Here is a 22,466-nt window from a genome sequence, read left to right as displayed (position 1 = left end):
CGTAAGCCAAAGGTAAATTGCCGGTAAAGGCGCTTTGCTTAAGACACGCCAGTGCTTATCGTTCAGCCTCATGTAAAAAAGCCCACGCGCCCAATGGTTGATCACTCAATGCAATCCTCCGCTTCCCGTAGTCCTCGTCGCTGGCTGTTCGGCCTGCTTGTCTTGTTGGTCATCGCTGGCCTGTGCTGGAAATTCTGGCCCGGCAGCGCTGCACCCAAAGAGGCTGCGGGACAGAAAGCCGTCGCCGGGCATACCGGCAGGTCGGGCGGGATGCGCCCTGGATTCGGTGGCGCGTCCGGGCCGGTACCGGTGCGCGTGGCGCAAGCGGTCAAGGGTGATTTCCCGCTGTATTTCAAGGCGCTGGGCACAGTCACGGCGCTGAACACCATCAATGTGCGCAGCCGCGTCGGCGGTGAACTGGTCAAGATCTATTTCGAAGAAGGGCAGATGGTCAAGGCCGGCGACCTGCTGGCCGAAATCGACCCGCGCCCTTACCAGAATGCCTTGCTCCAGGCCGAAGGCACCTTGCTGCAGAATCAGGCGCAGCTGAAAAACGCCCAGGTCGACGTCGAGCGCTATCGCGGCCTGTACCGCGAAGACAGTATTGCCAAGCAGACCCTGGACACCGCCGAAGCGCTGGTCGGTCAGTTCCAGGGCACGGTCAAGACCAATCAGGCGGCGGTCAACGATGCCAAGCTCAACCTCGAATTCACCCGGATCCGCGCACCGATCACCGGTCGCGTTGGTCTGCGTCAACTGGACGTCGGCAACCTGGTCGCGGCCAACGACACCACCGCACTGGCGATCATCACCCAGACCCAGCCGATCAGCGTGGCCTTCACCCTCCCGGAAAACAGCCTGGACACCGTGCTGGCCCGTTATCGCAGCGGCGCCAAACTGTCGGCTGAAGCCTGGGATCGTGGCGATACCAAACTGCAGGCCACTGGCGTATTGCAGAGCCTGGACAACCAGATCGACGTCACCACCGGCACCCTGAAATTCAAGGCCCGTTTCGAGAACCGCGATCAGTCGCTGTTCCCCAACCAGTTCGTCAATGTACGCCTGCTGGCCGACACCCTCAAAGACGTAGTGCTGGCGCCTTCGGCCGCGATCCAGTTCGGCACCAACGGCACGTTCGCCTATGCCATGGACGGTGACAAGAAGGTCAAGATCCGTCAGTTGAAAGTCGGCGCCAGTGACGGCGTGAACACCGTGGTCACCGAAGGCCTGTCGGCGGGCGACCGGGTCGTATTGGAAGGCACCGACCGCCTGAAGGACGGCAGCGACGTGGAGGTGGTCAACGACAGCCAGGACGTGCCGACCACGCCAACCGAACACCTGCAAGGCAAGTCGGCGGTCAACGCGGCAACGCCCGCGACCACCGACAAGGCGAAAAAGGGCGGCGCATGAATCTCTCGCGGCTGTTCATCCTTCGCCCGGTAGCCACCACCCTGAGCATGCTGGCCATTATCCTGGCCGGCGTCATCGCCTATCGGCTGCTGCCGGTGTCGGCGCTGCCCCAGGTCGATTACCCGACCATTCGCGTTATGACCCTGTACCCCGGCGCCAGCCCGGATGTCATGACCAGCGCAGTGACCGCGCCACTTGAGCGTCAGTTCGGGCAGATGCCCGGCCTGACGCAAATGGCCTCCACCAGCTCCGGTGGCGCGTCGGTGCTGACCCTGCGTTTCAGCCTCGACATCAACATGGACGTGGCCGAGCAACAAGTGCAGGCGGCGATCAACGCCGCGACCAACCTGTTGCCCAAGGATCTGCCGGCGCCGCCGGTGTACAACAAGGTCAACCCGGCCGATACGCCGGTGCTGACCCTGGCCATCACCTCAAAGACCATGTTGCTGCCCAAGCTCAATGACCTGGTCGACACCCGCATGGCGCAAAAGATTGCCCAGATCAGCGGCGTCGGCATGGTCAGCATTGCCGGTGGCCAACGCCAGGCCGTGCGCATCAAGGTCAATCCGGAAGCCCTGGCCGCCAATGGTTTGAACCTGTCGGACGTGCGCACCCTGATAGGCGCCTCCAACGTCAACCAGCCCAAGGGCAACTTCGACGGCCCGACCCGGGTCTCGATGCTCGATGCAAACGATCAACTGACGTCGCCCAAGGACTACGCCAACCTGATCCTGGCCTACGCCAATGGCGCACCGTTGCGCCTCAAGGACGTGGCGGAAATCGTCGACGGCGCCGAGAACGAGCGCCTCGCTGCGTGGGCCAACGAGAACCAGGCCGTATTGCTGAACATCCAGCGTCAACCCGGTGCCAACGTGATCGAGGTAGTGGACCGGATCAAGGCCCTGCTGCCAAGCATCACCGACAACCTGCCGGCCGGCCTCGACGTGATGGTGCTGACCGACCGCACCCAGACCATTCGCGCCTCGGTCAAGGACGTGCAACACGAATTGCTGATCGCCATCGCCCTGGTGGTCATGGTCACCTTCCTGTTCCTGCGTCGCGCCAGCGCCACGATCATTCCGTCGGTGGCCGTGCCGCTGTCGCTGGTCGGTACGTTCGGCGTGATGTACCTGGCGGGCTTCTCGGTCAACAACCTGACCCTGATGGCCCTGACCATCGCCACCGGTTTCGTGGTGGACGATGCGATCGTCATGCTGGAGAACATTTCCCGATTCATCGAAGAGGGCGACAGCCCGCTGAACGCGGCGCTAAAGGGCGCCAAACAGATCGGTTTCACCCTGATCTCACTGACATTGTCGCTGATCGCCGTGCTGATCCCGCTGCTGTTCATGGCGGACGTGGTCGGGCGCTTGTTCCGAGAGTTCGCCATCACCCTGGCGGTGGCGATCCTGATTTCCCTGGTGGTTTCCCTGACCCTGACGCCGATGATGTGCGCGCGGTTGCTCAAGCGTGAGCCCAAGGAAGCCGAGCAGGGCCGTTTCTACCGTGCCAGCGGCGCGTTCATCGACTGGATGATCGCCGCCTACGGACGCAAGTTGCAGTGGGTGCTCAAGCACCAGCCGCTGACCCTGATGGTGGCCATCGGCACTTTGGCGCTGACGGTATTCCTCTACATGGTGGTGCCCAAGGGCTTCTTCCCGGTGCAGGACACTGGCGTCATCCAGGGCATTTCCGAAGCACCGCAATCGATTTCCTTCGCCGCCATGAGCGAGCGCCAGCAGGAACTGGCCAAGGTGATCCTGGCCGACCCGGCGGTCGAGAGCCTCTCTTCCTACATTGGCGTTGATGGCGATAACTCGACCCTCAACAGCGGCCGGTTGCTGATCAACCTCAAATCGCATCGCGACCGCGACCTGAGCGCCACGCAAGTGATTGCCCGGCTGCAACCGGAGCTGGACAAACTGGTCGGTATCCGCCTGTTCATGCAGCCGGTGCAGGACCTGACCATCGAAGACCGGGTCAGCCGCACGCAGTACCAGTTCAGCATGTCGTCGCCGGACTCTGAGTTGCTGAGCCTGTGGAGCGGGCGCCTGGTCGAGGCCCTGGCCGACCGACCGGAATTGACCGACGTTGCCAGCGATTTGCAGGACAAGGGCTTACAGGTTTACCTGGTGATCGACCGCGATGCGGCTTCGCGGGTCGGGGTGTCGGTGTCGAACATCACCGATGCGCTGTACGACGCCTTTGGTCAGCGGCAGATTTCCACGATCTACACCCAGGCCAGTCAGTACCGCGTGGTGCTGCAATCGCAGTCCGGGGAGAAGATCGGCCCGCAGGCGCTGGAGCAGATTCACGTCAAGACCACCGATGGCGGGCAGGTGCGCCTGTCCAGCCTGGCGCGCATCGAAGAGCGCCAGGCGCAACTGGCGATCACCCACATCGGCCAGTTCCCGGCGGTGATGATGTCTTTCAACCTGGCGCCCGGCGTGGCGCTGGGGCATGCGGTCGAGATCATCGAGCAGGTGCAGAAGGACATCGGCATGCCGATTGGCGTGCAGACCCAGTTCCAGGGCGCGGCCGAGGCGTTCCAGGCTTCGTTGTCGAGCACCTTGCTGCTGATTCTGGCGGCGGTGGTGACCATGTACATCGTGCTGGGCGTGCTCTACGAGAGCTACATCCACCCGATTACCATTCTATCGACCCTGCCGTCGGCGGCGGTGGGCGCCTTGCTGGCGTTGATCCTGAGCGGCAACGACCTGGGCATGATCGCGATCATCGGCATCATTCTGCTGATCGGCATCGTGAAGAAGAACGCGATCATGATGATCGACTTCGCCCTCGACGCCGAGCGCAACCAGGGCATGGACCCGCAAACGGCGATCTATCAGGCGGCTTTGCTGCGTTTCCGGCCGATCCTGATGACCACCCTGGCCGCGCTGTTCGGTGCCGTACCGTTGATGCTGGCCACCGGTTCCGGCGCGGAACTGCGCCAGCCGCTGGGTCTGGTGATGGTCGGCGGCCTGTTGCTGAGTCAGATTCTGACCTTGTTCACCACGCCTGTGATCTACCTGTACTTCGATCGTCTCGGTCGTCGTTTTGGCAAGGCCGACGCTCAGGAGACGACGGTATGACGCCCCGCAGAACCTGTGGGAGCGGGCTTGCTCGCGAAGGCGTCCGGTCAGTCGACAGGAATGTTGAATGCAAGGCCCTCTTCGCGAGCAAGCCCGCTCCCACAGGGGGGCAGCAGGGCTCGTGGGTTGGTGCGGGGGGCAATCATCGATGAACCTTTCGGGACCTTTCATCAAGCGCCCGGTCGCGACCATGTTGCTGAGCCTGGCGATCATGCTGCTGGGCGGTGTGAGCTTCGGTTTGCTGCCCGTGTCGCCTCTGCCGCAAATGGACTTTCCGGTGATCGTGGTCCAGGCCAGCCTGCCCGGGGCCAGCCCCGAGGTGATGGCATCGACCGTGGCCACGCCTCTGGAGCGCTCCTTCGGCAGCATTGCCGGGGTCAACACCATGAGCAGCCGCTCCAGCCAGGGTTCGACCCGGGTGATCCTGCAATTCGACCTGGACCGCGACATCAATGGCGCGGCGCGGGAAGTGCAGGCGGCGATCAACGCCTCGCGCACACTGCTGCCGAGCGGGATGCGCAGCATGCCGACCTACAAGAAGGTCAACCCGTCCCAGGCGCCGATCATGGTGCTGTCGCTGACGTCGGATGTGCTGGAAAAAGGTCAGCTCTATGACCTGGCCTCGACGATCCTGTCCCAGAGCCTGTCCCAGGTGCAGGGCGTCGGCGAGGTGCAGATCGGTGGCAGCTCGCTGCCGGCGGTACGTATCGAACTCGAACCGCAGTCGTTGAACCAGTACGGCGTGGCCCTGGACGATGTGCGCAACACCATCGCCAACGCCAACGTGCGCCGGCCCAAGGGCTCGGTGGAAGATGATCAACGGCTGTGGCAGGTCCAGGCCAACGACCAGCTGGAAAAAGCCAAGGACTACGAATCGCTGATCATCCACTACAACGGCGGCGCGGCCCTGCGCCTGAAGGATGTGGCCAAGGTCAGCGATGGCGTCGAGGACCGCTACAACAGCGGTTTCTTCAACGATGACGCGGCGGTGCTGCTGGTGATCAACCGGCAGGCCGGCGCCAACATCATCGAGACGGTCAACGAGATCAAGGCGCAGTTGCCGGCGTTGCAGGCGGTGCTGCCGGCCAGCGTCAAGCTGAACCTGGCCATGGACCGCTCGCCGGTGATCAAGGCCACGCTGCACGAGGCGGAAATGACCCTGCTGATCGCCGTGGCGCTGGTGATCCTGGTGGTGTTTCTGTTCCTCGGTAACTTCCGCGCTTCGCTGATCCCGACCCTGGCGGTGCCGGTGTCGCTGGTCGGCACCTTTGCCGTGATGTACCTCTACGGCTTTTCGTTGAACAACCTGTCGCTGATGGCGTTGATCCTGGCCACGGGGCTGGTGGTGGACGATGCCATCGTGGTGCTGGAGAACATTTCCCGGCACATCGACGAAGGCGTGCGGCCGATGCGCGCGGCGTACCTGGGTGCCCAGGAAGTCGGCTTTACCTTGCTGTCGATGAACGTGTCGCTGGTGGCGGTTTTCCTGTCGATTCTGTTCATGGGCGGGATCATTGAAAGCCTGTTCCGCGAATTCTCCATCACTCTGGCGGCGGCCATCGTGGTTTCTCTGGTGGTGTCGTTGACCCTGACCCCGATGCTCTGCGCCCGCTGGCTCAAGCCGCACACGCCGGGACAGGAGAACCGCCTGCAACGCTGGAGTCGGCGGGCCAACGACTGGATGGTCGGCAAATACGCCACCAGCCTCGACTGGGTGCTGCGCCACAAGCGCCTGACCTTGCTCAGTCTGTTTGTGACAATCGGCGTGAACATTGCGCTGTATGTAGTTGTTCCTAAAACATTTATGCCGCAACAGGATACCGGTCAGCTGATCGGTTTCGTGCGCGGCGACGACGGCCTGTCGTTCAGTGTGATGCAGCCGAAGATGGAGATTTTCCGCCGGGCGGTGTTGAAGGATGAGGCAGTAGAAAGCGTCGCCGGGTTCATTGGCGGCAACAACGGCACCAACAACGCCTTCATGCTGGTGCGCCTCAAACCGATCAAGGAGCGCAGCATTTCCGCGCAGAAGGTCATCGAACGCCTGCGCAAGGAAATGCCCAAGGTCCCCGGGGCACAACTGATGCTCATGGCAGACCAGGACCTGCAATTCGGTGGCGGTCGCGAGCAGACCACCTCGCAGTACTCGTACATCCTGCAGAGCGGGGACCTGGGGGCATTGCGCGAGTGGTATCCGAAAGTCGTCACCGCGCTCAAGGCCTTGCCGGAGCTGACGGCGATCGATGCGCGCGAAGGCCGCGGCGCCCGGCAAGTGACCCTGATCGTCGACCGTGACCAGGCCAAGCGCCTGGGTGTCGACATGGACATGGTCACGGCGGTGCTTAATAACGCCTACAGCCAGCGGCAGATATCGACCATCTACGACAGCCTCAACCAGTATCAGGTGGTGATGGAGGTCAATCCGAAATACGCCCAGGACCCGATCACCCTCAAGCAGGTCCAGGTGATCACCGCTGACGGCGCGCGGATCCCGCTGTCGACCATCGCCCATTACGAAAACAGCCTGGAAAACGACCGGGTCAGCCACGAAGGCCAGTTCGCCTCGGAGAGCATTGCCTTCGACATGGCCGAAGGCGTGACCGTGGAGCAGGGCGGTGCCGCCATCGAGCGGGCGATTGCCAAGGTCGGCCTGCCCGAAGACGTGATCGCTAAAATGGCCGGCACAGCCGACGCTTTCGCGGCGACTCAAAAAAGTCAGCCGTGGATGATTTTGGGGGCGCTGGTGGCGGTGTATCTGGTCTTGGGTGTGTTGTATGAAAGCTACATACACCCGCTGACGATTCTCTCGACCCTGCCGTCGGCCGGGGTCGGTGCCTTGCTGTCGATCTACGCGCTGGGCGGCGAGTTCAGCCTTATTTCGTTGCTGGGGCTGTTTCTGCTGATCGGCGTGGTGAAGAAAAACGCGATCCTGATGATCGACCTGGCGTTGCAACTGGAACGAAGCCAGGGCATGGCCCCGCTGGAGTCGATCCGCAGCGCCTGCCTGCAACGTTTGCGGCCAATCCTGATGACCACCCTGGCGGCGATCCTCGGTGCCTTGCCTTTGCTGATGAGCCGCGCCGAAGGGGCGGAAATGCGCCAGCCCCTGGGCCTGACCATCATCGGCGGGCTGATCTTCAGCCAGGTGCTGACGCTTTACACCACCCCGGTGGTTTACCTCTATCTCGACAGACTGCGCCATCGCTTCAATAAATGGCGCGGGGTGCGTACCGATGCTGCTCTGGAAACTCCGCTATGACTGACCGTTCGCTTTTCAACCTGGCTGCACCGCTGCTCACGGCCCGAGGCTCGCGCCTGTTGAGCCTGTCACTGTGCGTGGCGATGCTCAGTGCCTGCGCCGTCGGCCCGGATTACCAGCGCCCGCAAACAGCGGAGCCTGCGCAGTACAAGGCCGCAGAGGGCTGGCGGCAGGCCAACCCCAGCGATGCCCTGGCGCGCGGCGCGTGGTGGGAGTTGTATGGCGACCGGCAGCTCAACGAGCTGATCGAAAAACTCAACAGCGCCAACCAGACCGTCGCCCAGTCCGAGGCGCAGTACCGCCAGGCCCAGGCCTTGGTGCGTAGCGCACGGGGGGCGTTTTTCCCGACGGTGGACCTGAACGTCAGCAAGAACCGTTCTAGCCAGGGCACCGGTAGCAGCAGCTCCAGCCTGAGCAGTTCGTCCAGCGGTATTCGCGACACGTACTCGGCCCAGGCGGGCGTCAGTTGGGAAGCGGATGTGTGGGGCAAGCTGCGCCGAGGCCTCGAAGCCGACACTGCGAATGCCCAGGCAAGCTTTGCCGACCTGGCGGCCATGCGCCTGAGTCAACAGTCGGAGCTGGTGCAGAATTACCTGCAACTGCGGGTGATCGATGGCCAGAAACGCTTGCTCCAGGACACGGTCGAGGCTTATCGGCGTTCGTTGAAGATGACCGAGAACCAGTACCGCGCCGGTGTTTCGGGCAAGGACGCGGTGGCCCAGGCCCAGACACAGCTCAAAGGCACCGAAGCCGATATGATCGACCTGATCTGGCAGCGCGCCCAGTTCGAGAACGCCATTGCCGTGCTGATCGGCCTGCCGCCAGCGCAATTCAGCCTGGCGGAAAGCCAGGACATCCCGCAGTTGCCGCAAGTACCGCTGGCACTGCCTTCGCAGCTGCTGGAACGTCGCCCGGACATCGCGTCGGCCGAGCGCTCGGTGATGGCCGCCAACGCCAACATCGGCGTGGCCAAGGCCGCCTATTACCCCGACCTGACCCTGAGCATGAACGGCGGTTACAGCAGCAGCACTTATTCCAACTGGATCAGCCTGCCGAACCGCTTCTGGTCGGTCGGACCGCAATTGGCCATGACCCTGTTCGACGGCGGCCAGCGCTCGGCGGAAGTCGACCGCAGTGAAGCGGCCTATGACGAAACGGTGGCCAAGTACCGCCAGACCGTGCTGGACGGCTTTCGCGAAGTGGAAAACTTCCTGGTGCAGCTCAAGGTGCTGCAGGACGAAGCTGTCGTGCGCCAACAGGCACTGGATGCGGCCCGGGAATCGTTGCGCCTGACCCAGAACCAGTACAAGGCCGGCTTGATCGCGTATATCGATGTGGTGGTGACCCAGGCGGCGGCGCTGAACAATGAGCGCAGCAACCTCGATCTGCTGCAAAGCCGCTTGTTAGCCAGCGTGCAGTTGATTGCAGCGTTGGGAGGTGGCTGGGACGGGCAGCTTGAGGTGAGCGAAAACCGATAGCGTAATCCCTGTGGGAGCGAGCTTGCTCGCGATGGCTGCGTCACATTCAGCATGGACGTTGCCTGACCCACCGCTATCGCGAGCAAGCTCGCTCCCACAGGTTTTGTCAGGTGCCGGCAGCTTGAAACAAGTTAATGTAAAACCTTAAAACAAGCGTTTCATCGGACTGATGGCCCTTTGCTCATTTTGTGAGTGCGTTCTCATTTGGAATCAGTACAATCGCCGCATTTTCCCCCTGCGAGAATCAATACCAATAAGGGGGGCATTCGCGAGAAGTCTCCATGCTCATCGGCAGCTATTCCCCCACCCTGGTCATCATTTCGCTCTGTGTAGCGATTCTCGCCTCATACACCGCACTCGACCTGACCGGACGCATTGCCACCGCCAAAGGTCGCGCCGTGCATTTGTGGACCGCTGGCGGAGCCGTTGCCATGGGCATCGGCATCTGGTCGATGCACTTTATCGGCATGCTCGCGTTCAAGTTGCCGATCGACCTTGGGTACGACGGCGCCATCACTCTGTTGTCGCTGCTGATCGGCGTGCTCTCCAGCGGTTTCGCGCTGTGGCTGGTCAGCCAGCCGCAATTGCCGGCCTGGCAGCTGGCCTTTGGCGCATTGGTCATGGGGGCCGGCATCAGCGCGATGCACTACACCGGCATGGCCGCCATGCGCATGCAGCCGGGCATCGACTACGACCCGACGTTGTTCGGCGTCTCGCTGCTGATCGCGGTCGGTGCTTCGGGCGCGGCATTGTGGATCGCTTTCCATCTGCGCCAGCACACGCCTCACGTCCGTCTGATCCGTGGCGGTGCCGCCGTGGTCATGGGTATCGCCATCGTCGGCATGCACTACACCGGGATGGCCGCCGCACGCTTTGCCGACGGCAGTTTTTGTGGCGCGGAGGTCAATGGATTGAGCGGTAACGGCCTGGACAACCTGGTGCTGATCACCACGTTGGCGGTGCTGAGCATTGCCTTGCTGACCTCGATCCTCGATGCACGCCTGGAGGCGCGCACCGCGAGCCTGGCCCGATCGCTGACCGAGGCCAACCGTGAGCTGACCCAACTGGCCCTGCACGACACCCTCACCGGGTTGCCGAACCGGACGCTGCTCGCCGATCGAATCGATCAGGCCATGTCCCGGGTCCAGGAGGACGGGGGGTGCTTTGCCCTGATGTTCATCGACCTGGACGGCTTCAAACCGGTCAACGATGCCTTCGGCCACCACATGGGCGATCTGCTGTTGCGCGAAGTGGCCGTGCGCCTGCGCGAAGAGTTGCGCAGCCAGGACACCCTGGCGCGGATCGGCGGCGATGAGTTCGTGTTGCTGGTGCAATTGAGCGAACAGAACGACGCCTTGAACCTGGCAGCCCGTCAGGTCGGGCTGATCGCGCGCGCGTTCCGGGTTGCCGAACATGATTTGCACATTTCCGCCAGCGTCGGCATCGCGCTTTACCCGGGTAACGGCCAGTCCGCCCATGAATTGCTGATGAATGCCGACGCGGCGATGTATCACGCCAAAGGCGCGGGTAAAAACGGCTACAGCTTTTTCGATGCCTCGATGAACAGCAACGCTCGCAAACAGCTGCAATTGCTGCAGGACCTGCGCAATGCCGTGGAACAGCAGGAATTCAGCCTGCATTACCAGCCCAAGTTCGATGCCGCCAATGGCCGGCCAGTGGGCGCCGAGGCCTTGTTGCGCTGGGAGCACCCGACGCAAGGGATGCTGCTGCCGGACAAATTCATTGAAATGGCGGAAAAAACCGGGCTGATCATTCCGATCGGCGAGTGGGTGCTCAACGAAGCGTGCCGCCAGATGCGCGAGTGGTACGTGCTGGGCTACACCGACTGGCGCATCGCGGTGAACCTGTCGGCCATTCAGTTTTGCCATGCCGGGCTGGTCCAGAGCGTCGCCAAGGCGCTGGCGACGCACCATCTGCCGGCCAACAGCCTGACCCTGGAAATCACCGAAACCACCGCCATGAGCGATGCCGACGCGAGCATGACGGTGCTGCAAGAGCTGTCGGAAATGGGCGTTGACCTGTCCATCGATGACTTTGGTACCGGCTATTCGAGCTTGATGTACCTCAAGCGCCTGCCAGCCAACGAACTGAAGATCGATCGTGGTTTCGTCCGGGACCTGGAGCACGACAGCGACGACGCTGCCATCGTTTCGGCCATCGTCGCCCTCGGCCAGGCGCTGGGGTTGCGCATCGTCGCCGAAGGCGTGGAAACCGGCGTGCAGCAGGACTTCCTGACTCAACTCGGCTGTGATTCGTTGCAGGGTTACCTGCTGGGGCATCCGCTGCCCGCCGCAGGATTCATGGTGGAAATCCAGCGCGGGGAGCAATTGGTCGAGCAATTGAAAGCCAGTGCCGAGCGCGAGATGTCGATGACATGACAACCGACATGACAGCTGATGTGAAGCAATGCAAAAACCGCCAATGGCAGTTATTCTTGCCCCCGACCGCTTAAGCTTTGATTGGGGGGAAAGCTCGCATGGACAAAGTCATCGTCATCACCGGCGGTAGCCGCGGCATTGGTGCCGCCACCGCGCTGTTGGCCGCCGCGCAGGGCTATCGGATCTGCATCAATTATCAGGCGGACGAACAGGCCGCACTCGGCGTGCTGGAGCAAGTCCGCGCCCTCGGTGCGCAAGCCATTGCGGTACGGGCCGACGTCAGTATCGAAGACGAAGTCATCGCCCTGTTCAATCGGGTAGACAGTGAGCTGGGCCGGGTCACCGCGCTGGTGAACAACGCCGGCACCGTCGGGCAGAAGTCCCGGGTCGACGAAATGTCCGAGTTCCGCATTCTGAAAATCATGAAAACCAACGTCCTGGCGCCGATCCTCTGCGCCAAGCACGCGATCCTGCGCATGTCGCCCAGGCACGGCGGGCAGGGCGGGAGCATCGTCAACGTCTCGTCGGTCGCCTCGCGCTTGGGATCGCCCAACGAGTACGTGGATTACGCCGCATCCAAGGGCGCGCTGGACACCTTCACCATCGGCCTGTCCAAGGAAGTGGCGGGTGAGGGGATTCGGGTCAACGCCGTGCGTCCGGGGTACATCTATACCGATTTCCATGCCTTGAGCGGTGACCCGGATCGGGTCAGCAAGCTGGAGTCGGCGATCCCGATGGCCCGTGGCGGGCGCCCGGATGAAGTGGCGGAGGCGATTGTCTGGTTGCTGTCGGACAAGGCTTCTTATGCGACCGGGACTTTTGTTGATCTTGGTGGTGGGCGTTAACTCCTGAAACCGGCGTTGTTTGCGCTGGCCTCATCGCGAGCAAGCTCGCTCCCACAGTGGATCTCCAGTGTTCACAGATATTGTGTACACCGATAAACCCTTGTGGGAGCGGGCTTGCTCGCGAAGGCGATAGTGCAGGCAACATCCAACCATCAGAACGACCGCACAATCCGCCCCAACGTCTCCATCGCCTTCTCCGATTCCTCGGTCCACGGGCTGCCGTAGTTCAGCCGAATACAATTCCTGAAGCGCTGCGCCGGCGAAAAGATCGGCCCCGGTGCAATGCTGATGCCTTGGGCCAATGCCATCTGAAACAACTTCAACGAATCCATCTGCTCCGGCAATTCAAGCCACAAGAAGTACCCGCCCGCCGGTTGGCTCACCCGCGTCTGCGCCGGGAAATAGCGGGCGATGGCGGCGAGCATGGCGCTTTGCTGGTCTTCCAGGGCATGGCGCAATTTACGCAGGTGCCGGTCGTAGCCGCCGTGTTGCAGGTAATCGGCGATGGCGGCCTGGGCCGGCATCGAGGCGCACAGCGAGGTCATGAGTTTCAGCCGTTCGATTTTCTGCGCGTAACGCCCGGCGGCGACCCAGCCGATGCGGTAGCCGGGGGCCAGGCTCTTGGCGAACGAACCGCAGTGCATCACCAGGCCTTCGGTATCAAAGGCCTTCGCCGGTTTCGGTGCTTGCTGGCCGTAATACAGTTCGGCGTAGACATCGTCTTCGATCAACGGCACCTGGTGGCGCCGCAACAGTTCCACAAGCTGCTGTTTCCTGGCCTCGGGCACGGTCGCGCCCATGGGGTTCTGGAAACTGGTCATGCACCAGCAGGCCTTGATCGGATGGCGCTCCAGGGTTTGCTCGAGCACGCCGAGGTCGATGCCATCGCGTGGGTGTACGGGAATTTCCACCGCCTTTAGTTTCAGGCGTTCGAGCACTTGCAGGCAGGCGTAGAACGCTGGGGCCTCGATGGCCACCAGATCGCCAGGTTGGGTCACCGCTTGCAGGCACAGGTTGAGGGCTTCGAGGGCGCCGTTGGTGATCAGCAACTCTTCCATGGGCAACATCAGCCCGCCGACCATGTAGCGCAGGGCGATTTGCCGGCGCAGCTGCGGGTTGCCCGGCGACATGTCGGTGACCACCATGCGCGGGTCCATCTCGCGGCTGGCGCTGGCCAGGGAACGGGACAGGCGTTGCAGGGGAAACAGCGTCGGGCTGGGGAACGCCGAGCCGAAGGGCACGGTGTTCGGGTCCTTGATCGAGTCGAGCACCGAGAACACCAGTTCGCTGACGTCGACTGCCGTCGACTCGTTGACCTCATTGCTGATCACCGGCTCGGAAAACGGCCGTGGCGCATGGGCGTTGACGAAGTAGCCGGAGCGCGGGCGGGCGCGGATCAGGCCGCGACGTTCCAGCAGGTAATAGGCCTGGAACACCGTGGACGGGCTAACCCCGTAGGTCTGGCTGGCGTAACGCACTGACGGTACCCGCTGGCCGGGACCCAGGACGCCGTTGCGGATCAGTTCTGCGATGTCGTCGGCGAATTTTTCGTAGCGTTTCATCAAAAGCCCGGTTGGGTGTCATTTGGACAAAGGGACGGTCGTACCGCGAAGATCGCAGCCTTCGCCAGCTCCTGCAATGGATCGGCCTGCGTGCGTAGGAGCTGCCGAAGGCTGCGATCTTTAAAGCTCTGCATCTTAAAGGCTCAGCGATTCATCGGCGCAACAAACCGGCTCTTCGCCACGCTGTAGACGCCGGGCTCATCGCTGTCGACCACCTTGAAGCCGATGCTCTGCGAACTGCTGGCCGGACGCTCCGTGAGCATCGCCACCGACACCGGCACATCGACAATCTCCCCCGGCGCCAGGGTGAATTCGGTCCTGCCCTGCAACTGGAAATCATCGGCATCCACCAGGCTCAATTGATAGTCCTGACGCTGCTGGGTCTTGTTGATCACCTTCAGACTGTAGATGTTTTCGATCTGCCCCTGGCTGTTCTCGCGGAACAGGCCCCGGTCCTTGCTGACGTCGAGGGACACCATCGGCCGTTGCACCAATGCCATCACCAGGGCGGCAATCATCACCAGCAGCACGGCGGTGTAGCCGATCAGGCGCGGACGCAGCAGGTGTGTCTTGCCACCCTGCAATTGATGCTCGGACGTGTAGCTGATCAATCCTGGGGCGTAGCCCATTTTGTCCATGATCGAGTCGCAGGCGTCGATGCACGCGGCGCAGCCGATGCATTCCATCTGCAAACCATCGCGAATGTCGATGCCGGTCGGGCAGACCTGTACGCACAGCTGGCAATCGATGCAATCGCCCAGACCGACCTCGGCGGGTTTCACCTCGCGTTTGCGCGGGCCACGGTTTTCGCCCCGGGCCACGTCGTAGGAAATGGTCAGGGTGTCCTTGTCGAACATCACGCTCTGGAACCGCGCGTAGGGGCACATGTGCATGCACACCGCTTCACGCAGCCAACCGGCGTTGATGTAGGTGGCGCCGGTAAAAAACAGCACCCAGAACAGGCTGACCCCACTCATCTGGAAGCTCAGCAGCTCTTCGGCCAACGGCCGGATCGGCGTGAAATAGCCGACGAAGGTCAGGCCGGTCAGCAGGCTGATGGCCAGCCACAAGGTGTGCTTGGCCGAGCGACGCATCAGTTTGTTCAGCCCCCACGGCGCGGCTTGCAACTTGATCCGCTGGTTGCGTTCGCCTTCGGTGATCTTCTCGCACCACATGAAGATCCAGGTCCACGAGCTTTGCGGGCAGGTGTAGCCACACCAGACCCGGCCCGCGAACACGGTAATCGCAAACAGGCCGAACGCGGCAATGATCAACAGCGCCGAGAGCAGGATGAAATCCTGCGGCCAGAAGGTCGCGCCGAAGATATGGAACTTGCTTTCGGAAAGGTCCCAGAGCACTGCCTGGCGGCCGCCCCAGTTCAGCCACACGGTGCCGAAAAACAGCAAGAACAGAAAACCGGCGCCGCTGATGCGCAGGTTGCGGAACAGCCCGGTGAAGCTGCGGGTGTGGATCAGATTGTCGCTGGATTTGGCCTTCATCTTCAGACGCGAAGGCTCGAATGTTTCTACGGTTCGGACGGGGATTCTTTCGCTCATGGTCTTTCGCTCATCAGCCTCCATCAGGCATGAGCACTATGAGCGGCGAACTGTTTGCATAACAGACTCAGATATTGCGTTAAAAAGCAGATCAGATGGTCGTGTTTGCACGGCCTGCGACAACTTGAAGCAGCCGTCACTGCCGGGCTCAGGGGTCTTTGCAAAACAGCAGCGGCAGGTGCGGATCAAACCCGATCAAATCACCGAACCACTGTCGGTGGCTTTCAAGTGCCGGCGTCCATCCACCGCGCCTGCGACGGTCAAGGCGTCAGCCTCGGCTTCAGTGATGTAGATGCGCTCGCCTTCGATGTCCACTGCCGACATGGCCTTGGCACCGTCGGTGACGATGGTCACGTCGGGACACAGACGAATGAGTTCGCCATTTTCAGTGGTGAAAAAGCAGGTCTGGTTCTCGATGCGCACAGTCATGACGGGATCCTTTTTTCAGTGGAGTCTATAGTTTCAGGCCGCAACCACCGGTCATCGTTCTGTGCAACCGATTAGTGGTCGCTGCGGTCCACCCTCCATGGCCTCTCTCAAGGACAACCCCATGAACGCCTGGTGGCACGAAGTCTGGGTGACCCTGCAAGGCGAGTTCGTCGACATCGGCGATGCCTCGCAGCTGACGCGAGTGACCGTGCGCCTGTTGATGGCTGCGGTGCTGGGCGGGATTCTCGGGTTCGAGCGTGAACACCAGGGCAAGGCCGCTGGCGTGCGTACCCACATGCTGGTAGCGATGGGGGCGGCGCTATTCGTGTTGGTGCCGCAGATGTCCGGTTCGCAGGCCGATGCCATGAGCCGGGTAGTGCAGGGCGTGATTGCCGGGATCGGCTTCCTGGGGGCTGGCACCATCCTGAAAAACCACGACGGCGATGAGAGCCACGTCAAAGGCCTGACCACCGCCGCCGGCCTGTGGATGACCGCCGCCATCGGTGTCGCGGCCGGACTGGGCCGGGAGGCGACGGCGGTGCTCAGTACGCTGCTGGCGCTGGGGGTTTTCAGTGTGATGCCGGGGATTGTGAAGCTGATCGATAAGGATCACCCATGAGATCGTTCCCCCGGCCAGCATGGGGGAACGATCAACTGTCGTCATTCAGGGTTCACAATCACCGGTGGCATCGTCGTTGGCGGTTCTTCCCTTGGCGGCGGGTTCTTTTCGGGCGGATCCTGTTCGGGTACCGGCTGCGGATCGCTCGGCGGTATCACCGGGTTGTCGATGTTGGGGTCGGGGGTTTCAGCCGGGAAAGGATTGTTCATTGTTCAAGCCTCCGGTGGCACATGGCGTGAGTCGTGCTTAAGTAGGTGGACTGGTTGGTTGACCGCAGCGCGTAGGACTTGATTCCGGAAATTGTCGATGAAACTTTCCCGGCGGCTGTCGCTCGGAACCTAAGTGACTTCATCCCGGGGCGGATTGCCCGGCGGGGTGGCGACCAGACACAAGCGCGTCCATGGGGCGTAAGGAGAGAGGCTCGATGACGGCTGAAAAACCGACTGAGTTGAGCTACAACCCGCACATGCCGCTGTCGCAGGCGTTGTTGCTGCCGCGTATCGTCATTGAAAACATCATGCCGACCCTTGAAGGCGGGCAGTTCGCGGTCAAGTCCGTGGTGGGGCAGGACGTGGTGGTGACGGCCAAGGTCTTCGCCGACGGGCATGACAAGCTGGCGGTTCGCGTGCGCTGGCGGGCCGAAGATGGGGACGCCTGGCAAAGCGCGGCCATGAAGGACCTGGGCAATAACGGCTGGCAAGGGCAGTTCCGGGTCAACAGCCAGGGCCGTTATCTGTTCTGTATCGAAGCCTGGATCGATCAATTCGCCAGTTTTTGTTATGAGCTGGAAAAGAAGCATGCGGCGGCGGTGCCCGTCAGCCTGGAACTGCAGGAAGGGCGGATTCATGTCCAGCAGGCCGCCGAACGCAGCGAAGGGCTACTCAGCGAGCAACTGGCGGCCTTGCACCATGAACTGTCAGGGCTGCTTGAAACCGAGCAGATTGCACTGTTTTTGCACCCGCGTAGCGCCGACCTCATGACCCGCGTCGATCATCGCGCCTACTTGAGCCTGAGCCCGGAGTACCCGGTGGATGTGGAGCGAGAACTGGCGCAGTTTGCCAGTTGGTACGAGTTGTTCCCGCGTTCGATCACCGACAGCCCGGAGCGCCATGGCACCTTCAATGACGTGCATTCGCGGTTGGCGATGATTCAGGACATGGGTTTCGATGTGCTGTATTTCCCGCCGATCCATCCGATTGGGCGTAGTTACCGCAAGGGTCCGAACAACTCCCTGACGGCGGGCCCCGATGATCCGGGCAGCCCCTATGCGATTGGCAGCGAGGAGGGCGGGCACGAAGCGATTCACGCGCAATTGGGTACCCGCGAAGACTTCCGCCGACTGGTGGCGGCCGCCGCGGCCCATGGCCTGGAAATCGCCCTGGATTTTGCCATCCAGTGCTCCCAGGACCATCCGTGGCTCAAGCAACACCCGGGCTGGTTCAACTGGCGGCCGGACGGCACGATCAAGTACGCGGAAAACCCGCCGAAGAAATACCAGGACATCGTCAATGTCGACTTCTATGCCCCGGAGGCGATTCCGAGCTTGTGGGTGGAGTTGCGGGATATCGTGGTGGGCTGGGTCGAGGAGGGCGTGAAGATCTTCCGCGTCGATAACCCGCACACCAAGCCGTTGCCGTTCTGGCAGTGGCTGATCGCCGATGTACGGGCGCTGTACCCCGAGGTGATCTTCCTCGCCGAAGCCTTTACCACCCCCGCCATGATGGCGCGCCTGGGCAAGGTCGGTTACTCCCAGAGCTACACCTATTTCACCTGGCGCAACACCAAGACTGAACTGGCGACCTATTTCACCGAACTCAACGAATCGCCGTGGCGCGAATGCTACCGGCCGAATTTTTTCGTCAATACGCCGGACATCAACCCGGCGTTCCTCCACGAATCCGGGCGCCCCGGGTTTCTCATCCGCGCCGTGCTGGCGACCATGGGCTCGGGCCTGTGGGGCATGTACTCGGGTTTCGAGTTGTGCGAGTCGGCACCGGTGCCAGGCAAGGAGGAGTACCTCGATTCCGAGAAGTACGAAATCCGCCCCAGGGACTTCAACGCGCCCGGCAACATCATTGCCGAGATCGCCCAGCTCAACCGCATCCGGCGGCAGAACCCGGCGTTGCACACGCACCTGGGCCTGAAGGTCTACAACGCCTGGAACGACAACATCCTGTACTTCGGCAAACGCAACCTGGACGGCAGCAATTTCATTCTGGTGGCGGTCAGCCTCGATCCGCACAACGTGCAGGAGGCGAACTTCGAGTTGCCGTTGTGGGAAATGGGCTTGCCGGACTACGCCAGCACTCATGGCGAAGACCTGATGAATGGCCATCGCTGGACCTGGCATGGCAAACAGCAATTCATGCGGATCGACCCGGCGTACCAGCCGTTCGGGATTTGGAGAATTACCGCCTCTTGAGAGCCCCACAGGGGATACTCCGCCTGTGGCCAAGATGAATTCACCAGGAGTTTCACATGGCGAAGAAACCCAAGGCAGCCACGTTCATCAAGGACCCGCTCTGGTACAAGGACGCGGTGATCTATCAAGTCCACGTCAAATCGTATTTCGACTCCAACAACGACGGGATTGGCGACTTTCCCGGTTTAATTGCCAAGCTCGACTACATCGCCGACCTGGGCGTCAACACCATCTGGCTGTTGCCGTTCTATCCCTCGCCACGGCGCGACGACGGTTATGACATTGCCGAGTACCGTGGTGTGCACAGCGACTACGGCACCATGGCCGATGCCAGGCGGTTCATTGCCGAGGCGCACAAGCGCGGCCTGCGGGTGATCACCGAGCTGGTCATCAACCACACCTCCGACCAGCACCCGTGGTTCCAGCGGGCGCGCAAGGCCAAACCCGGATCGGCGGCGCGGGACTTCTATGTGTGGTCTGATGACGATCAGAAATACGACGGCACCCGCATCATTTTCCTCGACACCGAAAAATCCAACTGGACCTGGGACCCGGTCGCCGGCCAATACTTCTGGCACCGTTTCTACTCCCACCAGCCGGACCTGAATTTCGATAACCCGCAAGTGATGAAAGCGGTGCTGTCGGTGATGCGTTACTGGCTCGACATGGGCATCGACGGCTTGCGCCTGGACGCCATTCCCTACCTGATCGAGCGCGACGGTACCAATAACGAGAACCTGCCGGAAACCCACGACGTCCTGAAGAAGATCCGCGCGGAAATCGACGCCAATTACCCCGACCGCATGCTGCTGGCCGAGGCCAATCAGTGGCCGGAAGACACCCAGTTGTACTTCGGCGACACCGACAAGAAAGGCCTGAACGGCGACGAATGCCACATGGCCTTTCACTTCCCGTTGATGCCGCGCATGTACATGGCGCTGGCCCAGGAAGATCGCTTCCCGATTACCGACATTCTGCGCCAGACCCCGGATATACCCGCCAACTGCCAATGGGCAATCTTCCTGCGCAACCACGATGAACTGACCCTGGAGATGGTCACCGACAAGGAACGCGACTATCTGTGGAATTACTACGCCGCCGACCGCCGGGCGCGGATCAACCTGGGGATTCGCCGTCGCCTGGCGCCGCTGATGGAGCGCGACCGCCGCCGGATCGAGCTGCTCAACAGCCTGCTGCTGTCCATGCCCGGCACGCCGACCCTGTATTACGGTGATGAGATTGGCATGGGCGACAACATCTACCTCGGCGACCGCGACGGTGTGCGCACGCCGATGCAATGGTCCATCGACCGCAACGGCGGTTTTTCCCGGGCCGACCCGGCGAGCCTGGTGCTGCCGCCGATCATGGACCCGCAATATGGCTACCTGTCGGTCAACGTCGAAACCCAGGCTGGCGACCCGCATTCGCTATTGAACTGGACCCGGCGCCTGCTCGCCGTGCGCAAGCAATCCAAGGCCTTCGGGCGCGGTACGTTGAAAATGCTGTCGCCGAGCAATCGGCGGATTCTGGCCTACACCCGCGAATTCACCGGGGTGGACGGCAAGCACGAAGTCATTCTGTGCGTGGCCAACGTGTCGCGCAGCGCCCAGGCCGCCGAGCTGGATCTGTCGGCCTATGTCGGCATGGTGCCGGTGGAAATGCTCGGGGGTAACGCGTTCCCGCCCATCGGCCAGCTGAATTTTCTCCTGACGCTGGCGCCTTACGGCTTCTACTGGTTTGGCCTCGCCGCGGAAAACCAGATGCCGAGCTGGCACGTGGAGCCCGCACAAAGCTTGCCGGACTTCACCACGCTGGTGCTGAAAAAGCGCATGGAGGAATTGCTGGAGGCTCCGTCACGCACCACGCTGGAGCACAGCATCCTGCCCAACTGGCTGCAGAACCGCCGTTGGTTCGCGGGCAAGGACGCCGCCATCGAACAGGTCGACCTGGCCTATGGCGTGCGGTTCGGCGATCCGCAGCATCCGGTGCTGTTCAGTGAGATCAATGTCACCAGCGCTGGCCAGAGCAGTCGCTACCAGTTGCCGTTCGGCTTTATCTCGGAAGATCAGGTCGGTACCCCGCTGCCGCAGCAATTGGCATTGTCGCGGGTACGGCGCGGACGCCAGGTCGGTCTTATCACCGATGCCTTCAGCCTGGAGACCTTTGTGCATGCCGTCTTGCAGGGCATTCAGGCCGGCACCGTATTGGCCTCCAGCGATGGCGACATTCGTTTCGAGTCCACCGCGGAGCTGGAAAAACTCGGCCTCAATGCCGAGTCGCCGGTACGTTACCTGTCCGCCGAGCAGTCCAACAGCTCGGTGGTGATCGGCAACAGCCTGGTGCTGAAACTGATCCGCAAGGTCGCCTGCGGTGTGCACCCGGAACTGGAAATGAGCGCGTACCTGACCGCAGCCGGGTTCAGCAATATTTCGCCATTGCTCGGGGCCGTGGTGCGCCGGGACGGGGCGGGTGAAGACAATTTGCTGATGATCGCCCAAGGCTATCTGAGCAATCAGGGCGACGCCTGGGAATGGACCCAGAACAACCTCGAACGGGCGCTGCGCGATGAGCTGGCCGACGCTGTGTCCGAGCAGGAACAACATTACAACGCGCTCGGCGAACTGAAAGATTTCGCCGCTATGCTCGGTCAGCGCCTGGGGGAAATGCACCAGGTGCTGGCGGCGCCGAGTGCCAATCCGGACTTCATGCCCCAGGTCACCACGCAGAAAGAGGCGCTGGCTTCGACCAAGGATGTTGCAGCGCAAATCGAGCACGCGCTGAGCTTGCTCAAGCAACATAAAAGTCAATTGAGCCCGGCGGACCAGACCCTGGTCGGCCGTTTACTGGACAACAAGAAGGCCATCCTCGGCCATGTACAAGCGATGGGTAAAAAGACCGTGGGCGGCTTGCGTATACGTGTGCACGGCGATCTGCATCTGGGGCAGGTGCTGGTGATCAAGGGCGATGCCTACCTGATCGACTTTGAAGGCGAACCGGCCCGGCCATTGCATGAACGACGGGGCAAACACAGCCCGTACAAGGATGTCAGCGGCGTGCTGCGCTCTTTCGACTATGCGGCGGCGATGGCGATCAATGTGCAGAGCGTCGACAACACCGCGGCAGCCGATGCTGCGCGCTTGCGGGTCACCGATCGCTACTTGAGCGAGGCGCGGCAAGCATTTGTCGACGCTTATCGGCTGGCGGCAGCTAGTCTTGCCCATGCATGGCAAGATCCCGAAGGCGAGGATGCCGCGCTGGCGTTGTTCGGCCTGGAGAAGGCGGCGTATGAAGTGGCTTATGAGGCGGAAAATCGCCCCGCGTGGTTGCCCGTGCCGTTGCACGGTTTATATGGATTATTGAGTGGGCTTAAACCCTTTTCCGATCTTGGTGGAGAGTAG

At 61.8% G+C, this 22,466-nt stretch carries 13 protein-coding genes; 9 read left to right on the top strand and 4 right to left on the bottom strand.

Annotation, left to right across the window (positions count from 1 at the left end; genetic code table 11):
- The first annotated feature begins 93 nt into the window (after positions 1-93).
- The 6 genes from ASD95_RS22725 to ASD95_RS22700 all read left to right on the top strand — a co-directional run bounded on the left by ASD95_RS22725 (position 94) and on the right by ASD95_RS22700 (position 12,480).
- Positions 94-1,410: an MdtA/MuxA family multidrug efflux RND transporter periplasmic adaptor subunit gene (locus tag ASD95_RS22725; protein WP_056727538.1), complete on the top strand. Its 1,317-nt coding sequence runs from the start codon at positions 94-96 to the stop codon at positions 1,408-1,410.
- Positions 1,407-4,502, top strand: a complete 3,096-nt coding sequence (locus ASD95_RS22720) for an MdtB/MuxB family multidrug efflux RND transporter permease subunit (RefSeq protein WP_056727536.1) — start codon at positions 1,407-1,409, stop codon at positions 4,500-4,502. Before ASD95_RS22725 ends, ASD95_RS22720 begins: the two co-directional genes overlap by 4 nt.
- A 148-nt stretch (positions 4,503-4,650) precedes the next feature.
- Positions 4,651-7,758, top strand: coding sequence for an efflux RND transporter permease subunit (locus ASD95_RS22715; RefSeq protein ID WP_056727534.1), 3,108 nt, complete (start codon positions 4,651-4,653; stop codon positions 7,756-7,758).
- The gene (locus ASD95_RS22710; protein ID WP_056727532.1) at positions 7,755-9,236 is read left to right on the top strand and encodes an efflux transporter outer membrane subunit; all 1,482 of its coding nucleotides are present in this window, start codon (positions 7,755-7,757) and stop codon (positions 9,234-9,236) included. Before ASD95_RS22715 ends, ASD95_RS22710 begins: the two co-directional genes overlap by 4 nt.
- A 281-nt stretch (positions 9,237-9,517) precedes the next feature.
- Positions 9,518-11,635 carry a putative bifunctional diguanylate cyclase/phosphodiesterase gene (locus ASD95_RS22705; RefSeq protein ID WP_056727530.1) on the top strand — a complete coding sequence of 706 codons (2,118 nt, stop codon included), beginning with the start codon at positions 9,518-9,520 and terminating at the stop codon, positions 11,633-11,635.
- A 98-nt stretch (positions 11,636-11,733) separates the two neighbouring features.
- Positions 11,734-12,480 carry an SDR family oxidoreductase gene (locus tag ASD95_RS22700; protein ID WP_056727529.1) on the top strand — a complete coding sequence of 249 codons (747 nt, stop codon included), beginning with the start codon at positions 11,734-11,736 and terminating at the stop codon, positions 12,478-12,480.
- Positions 12,481-12,632: 152 nt separating this feature from the next.
- On the opposite strand, the gene mapR is transcribed toward ASD95_RS22700, so the two are convergent.
- The 3 genes from mapR to ASD95_RS22685 all read right to left on the bottom strand — a co-directional run bounded on the left by mapR (position 12,633) and on the right by ASD95_RS22685 (position 16,027).
- The gene (gene mapR, locus ASD95_RS22695) at positions 12,633-14,042 is read right to left on the bottom strand and encodes a GntR family transcriptional regulator MpaR (RefSeq protein ID WP_056727527.1); all 1,410 of its coding nucleotides are present in this window, start codon (positions 14,040-14,042) and stop codon (positions 12,633-12,635) included.
- Between the two features lie 143 nt (positions 14,043-14,185).
- Positions 14,186-15,598: a cytochrome c oxidase accessory protein CcoG gene (ccoG, locus tag ASD95_RS22690; RefSeq protein ID WP_056727525.1), complete on the bottom strand. Its 1,413-nt coding sequence runs from the start codon at positions 15,596-15,598 to the stop codon at positions 14,186-14,188.
- Between the two features lie 195 nt (positions 15,599-15,793).
- Positions 15,794-16,027, bottom strand: coding sequence for a DUF3203 family protein (locus ASD95_RS22685; protein ID WP_056727524.1), 234 nt, complete (start codon positions 16,025-16,027; stop codon positions 15,794-15,796).
- 121 nt (positions 16,028-16,148) lie between these two features.
- On the opposite strand from ASD95_RS22685, the gene ASD95_RS22680 reads away from it, so the two are divergent.
- Positions 16,149-16,646 carry an MgtC/SapB family protein gene (locus tag ASD95_RS22680; RefSeq protein ID WP_056727522.1) on the top strand — a complete coding sequence of 166 codons (498 nt, stop codon included), beginning with the start codon at positions 16,149-16,151 and terminating at the stop codon, positions 16,644-16,646.
- 41 nt (positions 16,647-16,687) lie between these two features.
- Here ASD95_RS22680 and ASD95_RS29480 read toward each other — a convergent pair whose 3' ends face one another.
- Positions 16,688-16,855, bottom strand: coding sequence for a hypothetical protein (locus ASD95_RS29480; RefSeq protein ID WP_177336494.1), 168 nt, complete (start codon positions 16,853-16,855; stop codon positions 16,688-16,690).
- Between the two features lie 215 nt (positions 16,856-17,070).
- On the opposite strand from ASD95_RS29480, the gene ASD95_RS22675 reads away from it, so the two are divergent.
- Both ASD95_RS22675 and treS read left to right on the top strand, forming a co-directional pair.
- Positions 17,071-19,068 carry an alpha-1,4-glucan--maltose-1-phosphate maltosyltransferase gene (locus ASD95_RS22675; protein WP_056727520.1) on the top strand — a complete coding sequence of 666 codons (1,998 nt, stop codon included), beginning with the start codon at positions 17,071-17,073 and terminating at the stop codon, positions 19,066-19,068.
- A gap of 56 nt (positions 19,069-19,124) precedes the next feature.
- Complete coding sequence (gene treS, locus ASD95_RS22670) at positions 19,125-22,466, top strand: maltose alpha-D-glucosyltransferase (protein ID WP_056727518.1); 3,342 nt, start codon at positions 19,125-19,127, stop codon at positions 22,464-22,466.

The organism is Pseudomonas sp. Root71 (assembly GCF_001429045.1).
GTDB classification, from domain to species: Bacteria; Pseudomonadota; Gammaproteobacteria; order Pseudomonadales; family Pseudomonadaceae; genus Aquipseudomonas; species Aquipseudomonas monachiensis.
Note: the sequence above shows the minus strand (reverse complement) of the source record. Positions and strands in the feature narration are given on the sequence as shown.

What these genes read in the sequence shown, in the direction of transcription:
- ASD95_RS22725 (WP_056727538.1), top strand. Translation starts at nt 94, where the DNA reads ATGGTTGATCACTCAATGCAATCCTCCGCTTCCCGTAGTCCTCGTCGC.
- ASD95_RS22720 (WP_056727536.1), top strand. Translation starts at nt 1,407, where the DNA reads ATGAATCTCTCGCGGCTGTTCATCCTTCGCCCGGTAGCCACCACCCTG.
- ASD95_RS22715 (WP_056727534.1), top strand. Translation starts at nt 4,651, where the DNA reads ATGAACCTTTCGGGACCTTTCATCAAGCGCCCGGTCGCGACCATGTTG.
- ASD95_RS22710 (WP_056727532.1), top strand. Translation starts at nt 7,755, where the DNA reads ATGACTGACCGTTCGCTTTTCAACCTGGCTGCACCGCTGCTCACGGCC.
- ASD95_RS22705 (WP_056727530.1), top strand. Translation starts at nt 9,518, where the DNA reads ATGCTCATCGGCAGCTATTCCCCCACCCTGGTCATCATTTCGCTCTGT.
- ASD95_RS22700 (WP_056727529.1), top strand. Translation starts at nt 11,734, where the DNA reads ATGGACAAAGTCATCGTCATCACCGGCGGTAGCCGCGGCATTGGTGCC.
- mapR (WP_056727527.1), bottom strand. Translation starts at nt 14,042, where the DNA reads ATGAAACGCTACGAAAAATTCGCCGACGACATCGCAGAACTGATCCGC.
- ccoG (WP_056727525.1), bottom strand. Translation starts at nt 15,598, where the DNA reads ATGAGCGAAAGAATCCCCGTCCGAACCGTAGAAACATTCGAGCCTTCG.
- ASD95_RS22685 (WP_056727524.1), bottom strand. Translation starts at nt 16,027, where the DNA reads ATGACTGTGCGCATCGAGAACCAGACCTGCTTTTTCACCACTGAAAAT.
- ASD95_RS22680 (WP_056727522.1), top strand. Translation starts at nt 16,149, where the DNA reads ATGAACGCCTGGTGGCACGAAGTCTGGGTGACCCTGCAAGGCGAGTTC.
- ASD95_RS29480 (WP_177336494.1), bottom strand. Translation starts at nt 16,855, where the DNA reads ATGAACAATCCTTTCCCGGCTGAAACCCCCGACCCCAACATCGACAAC.
- ASD95_RS22675 (WP_056727520.1), top strand. Translation starts at nt 17,071, where the DNA reads ATGACGGCTGAAAAACCGACTGAGTTGAGCTACAACCCGCACATGCCG.
- treS (WP_056727518.1), top strand. Translation starts at nt 19,125, where the DNA reads ATGGCGAAGAAACCCAAGGCAGCCACGTTCATCAAGGACCCGCTCTGG.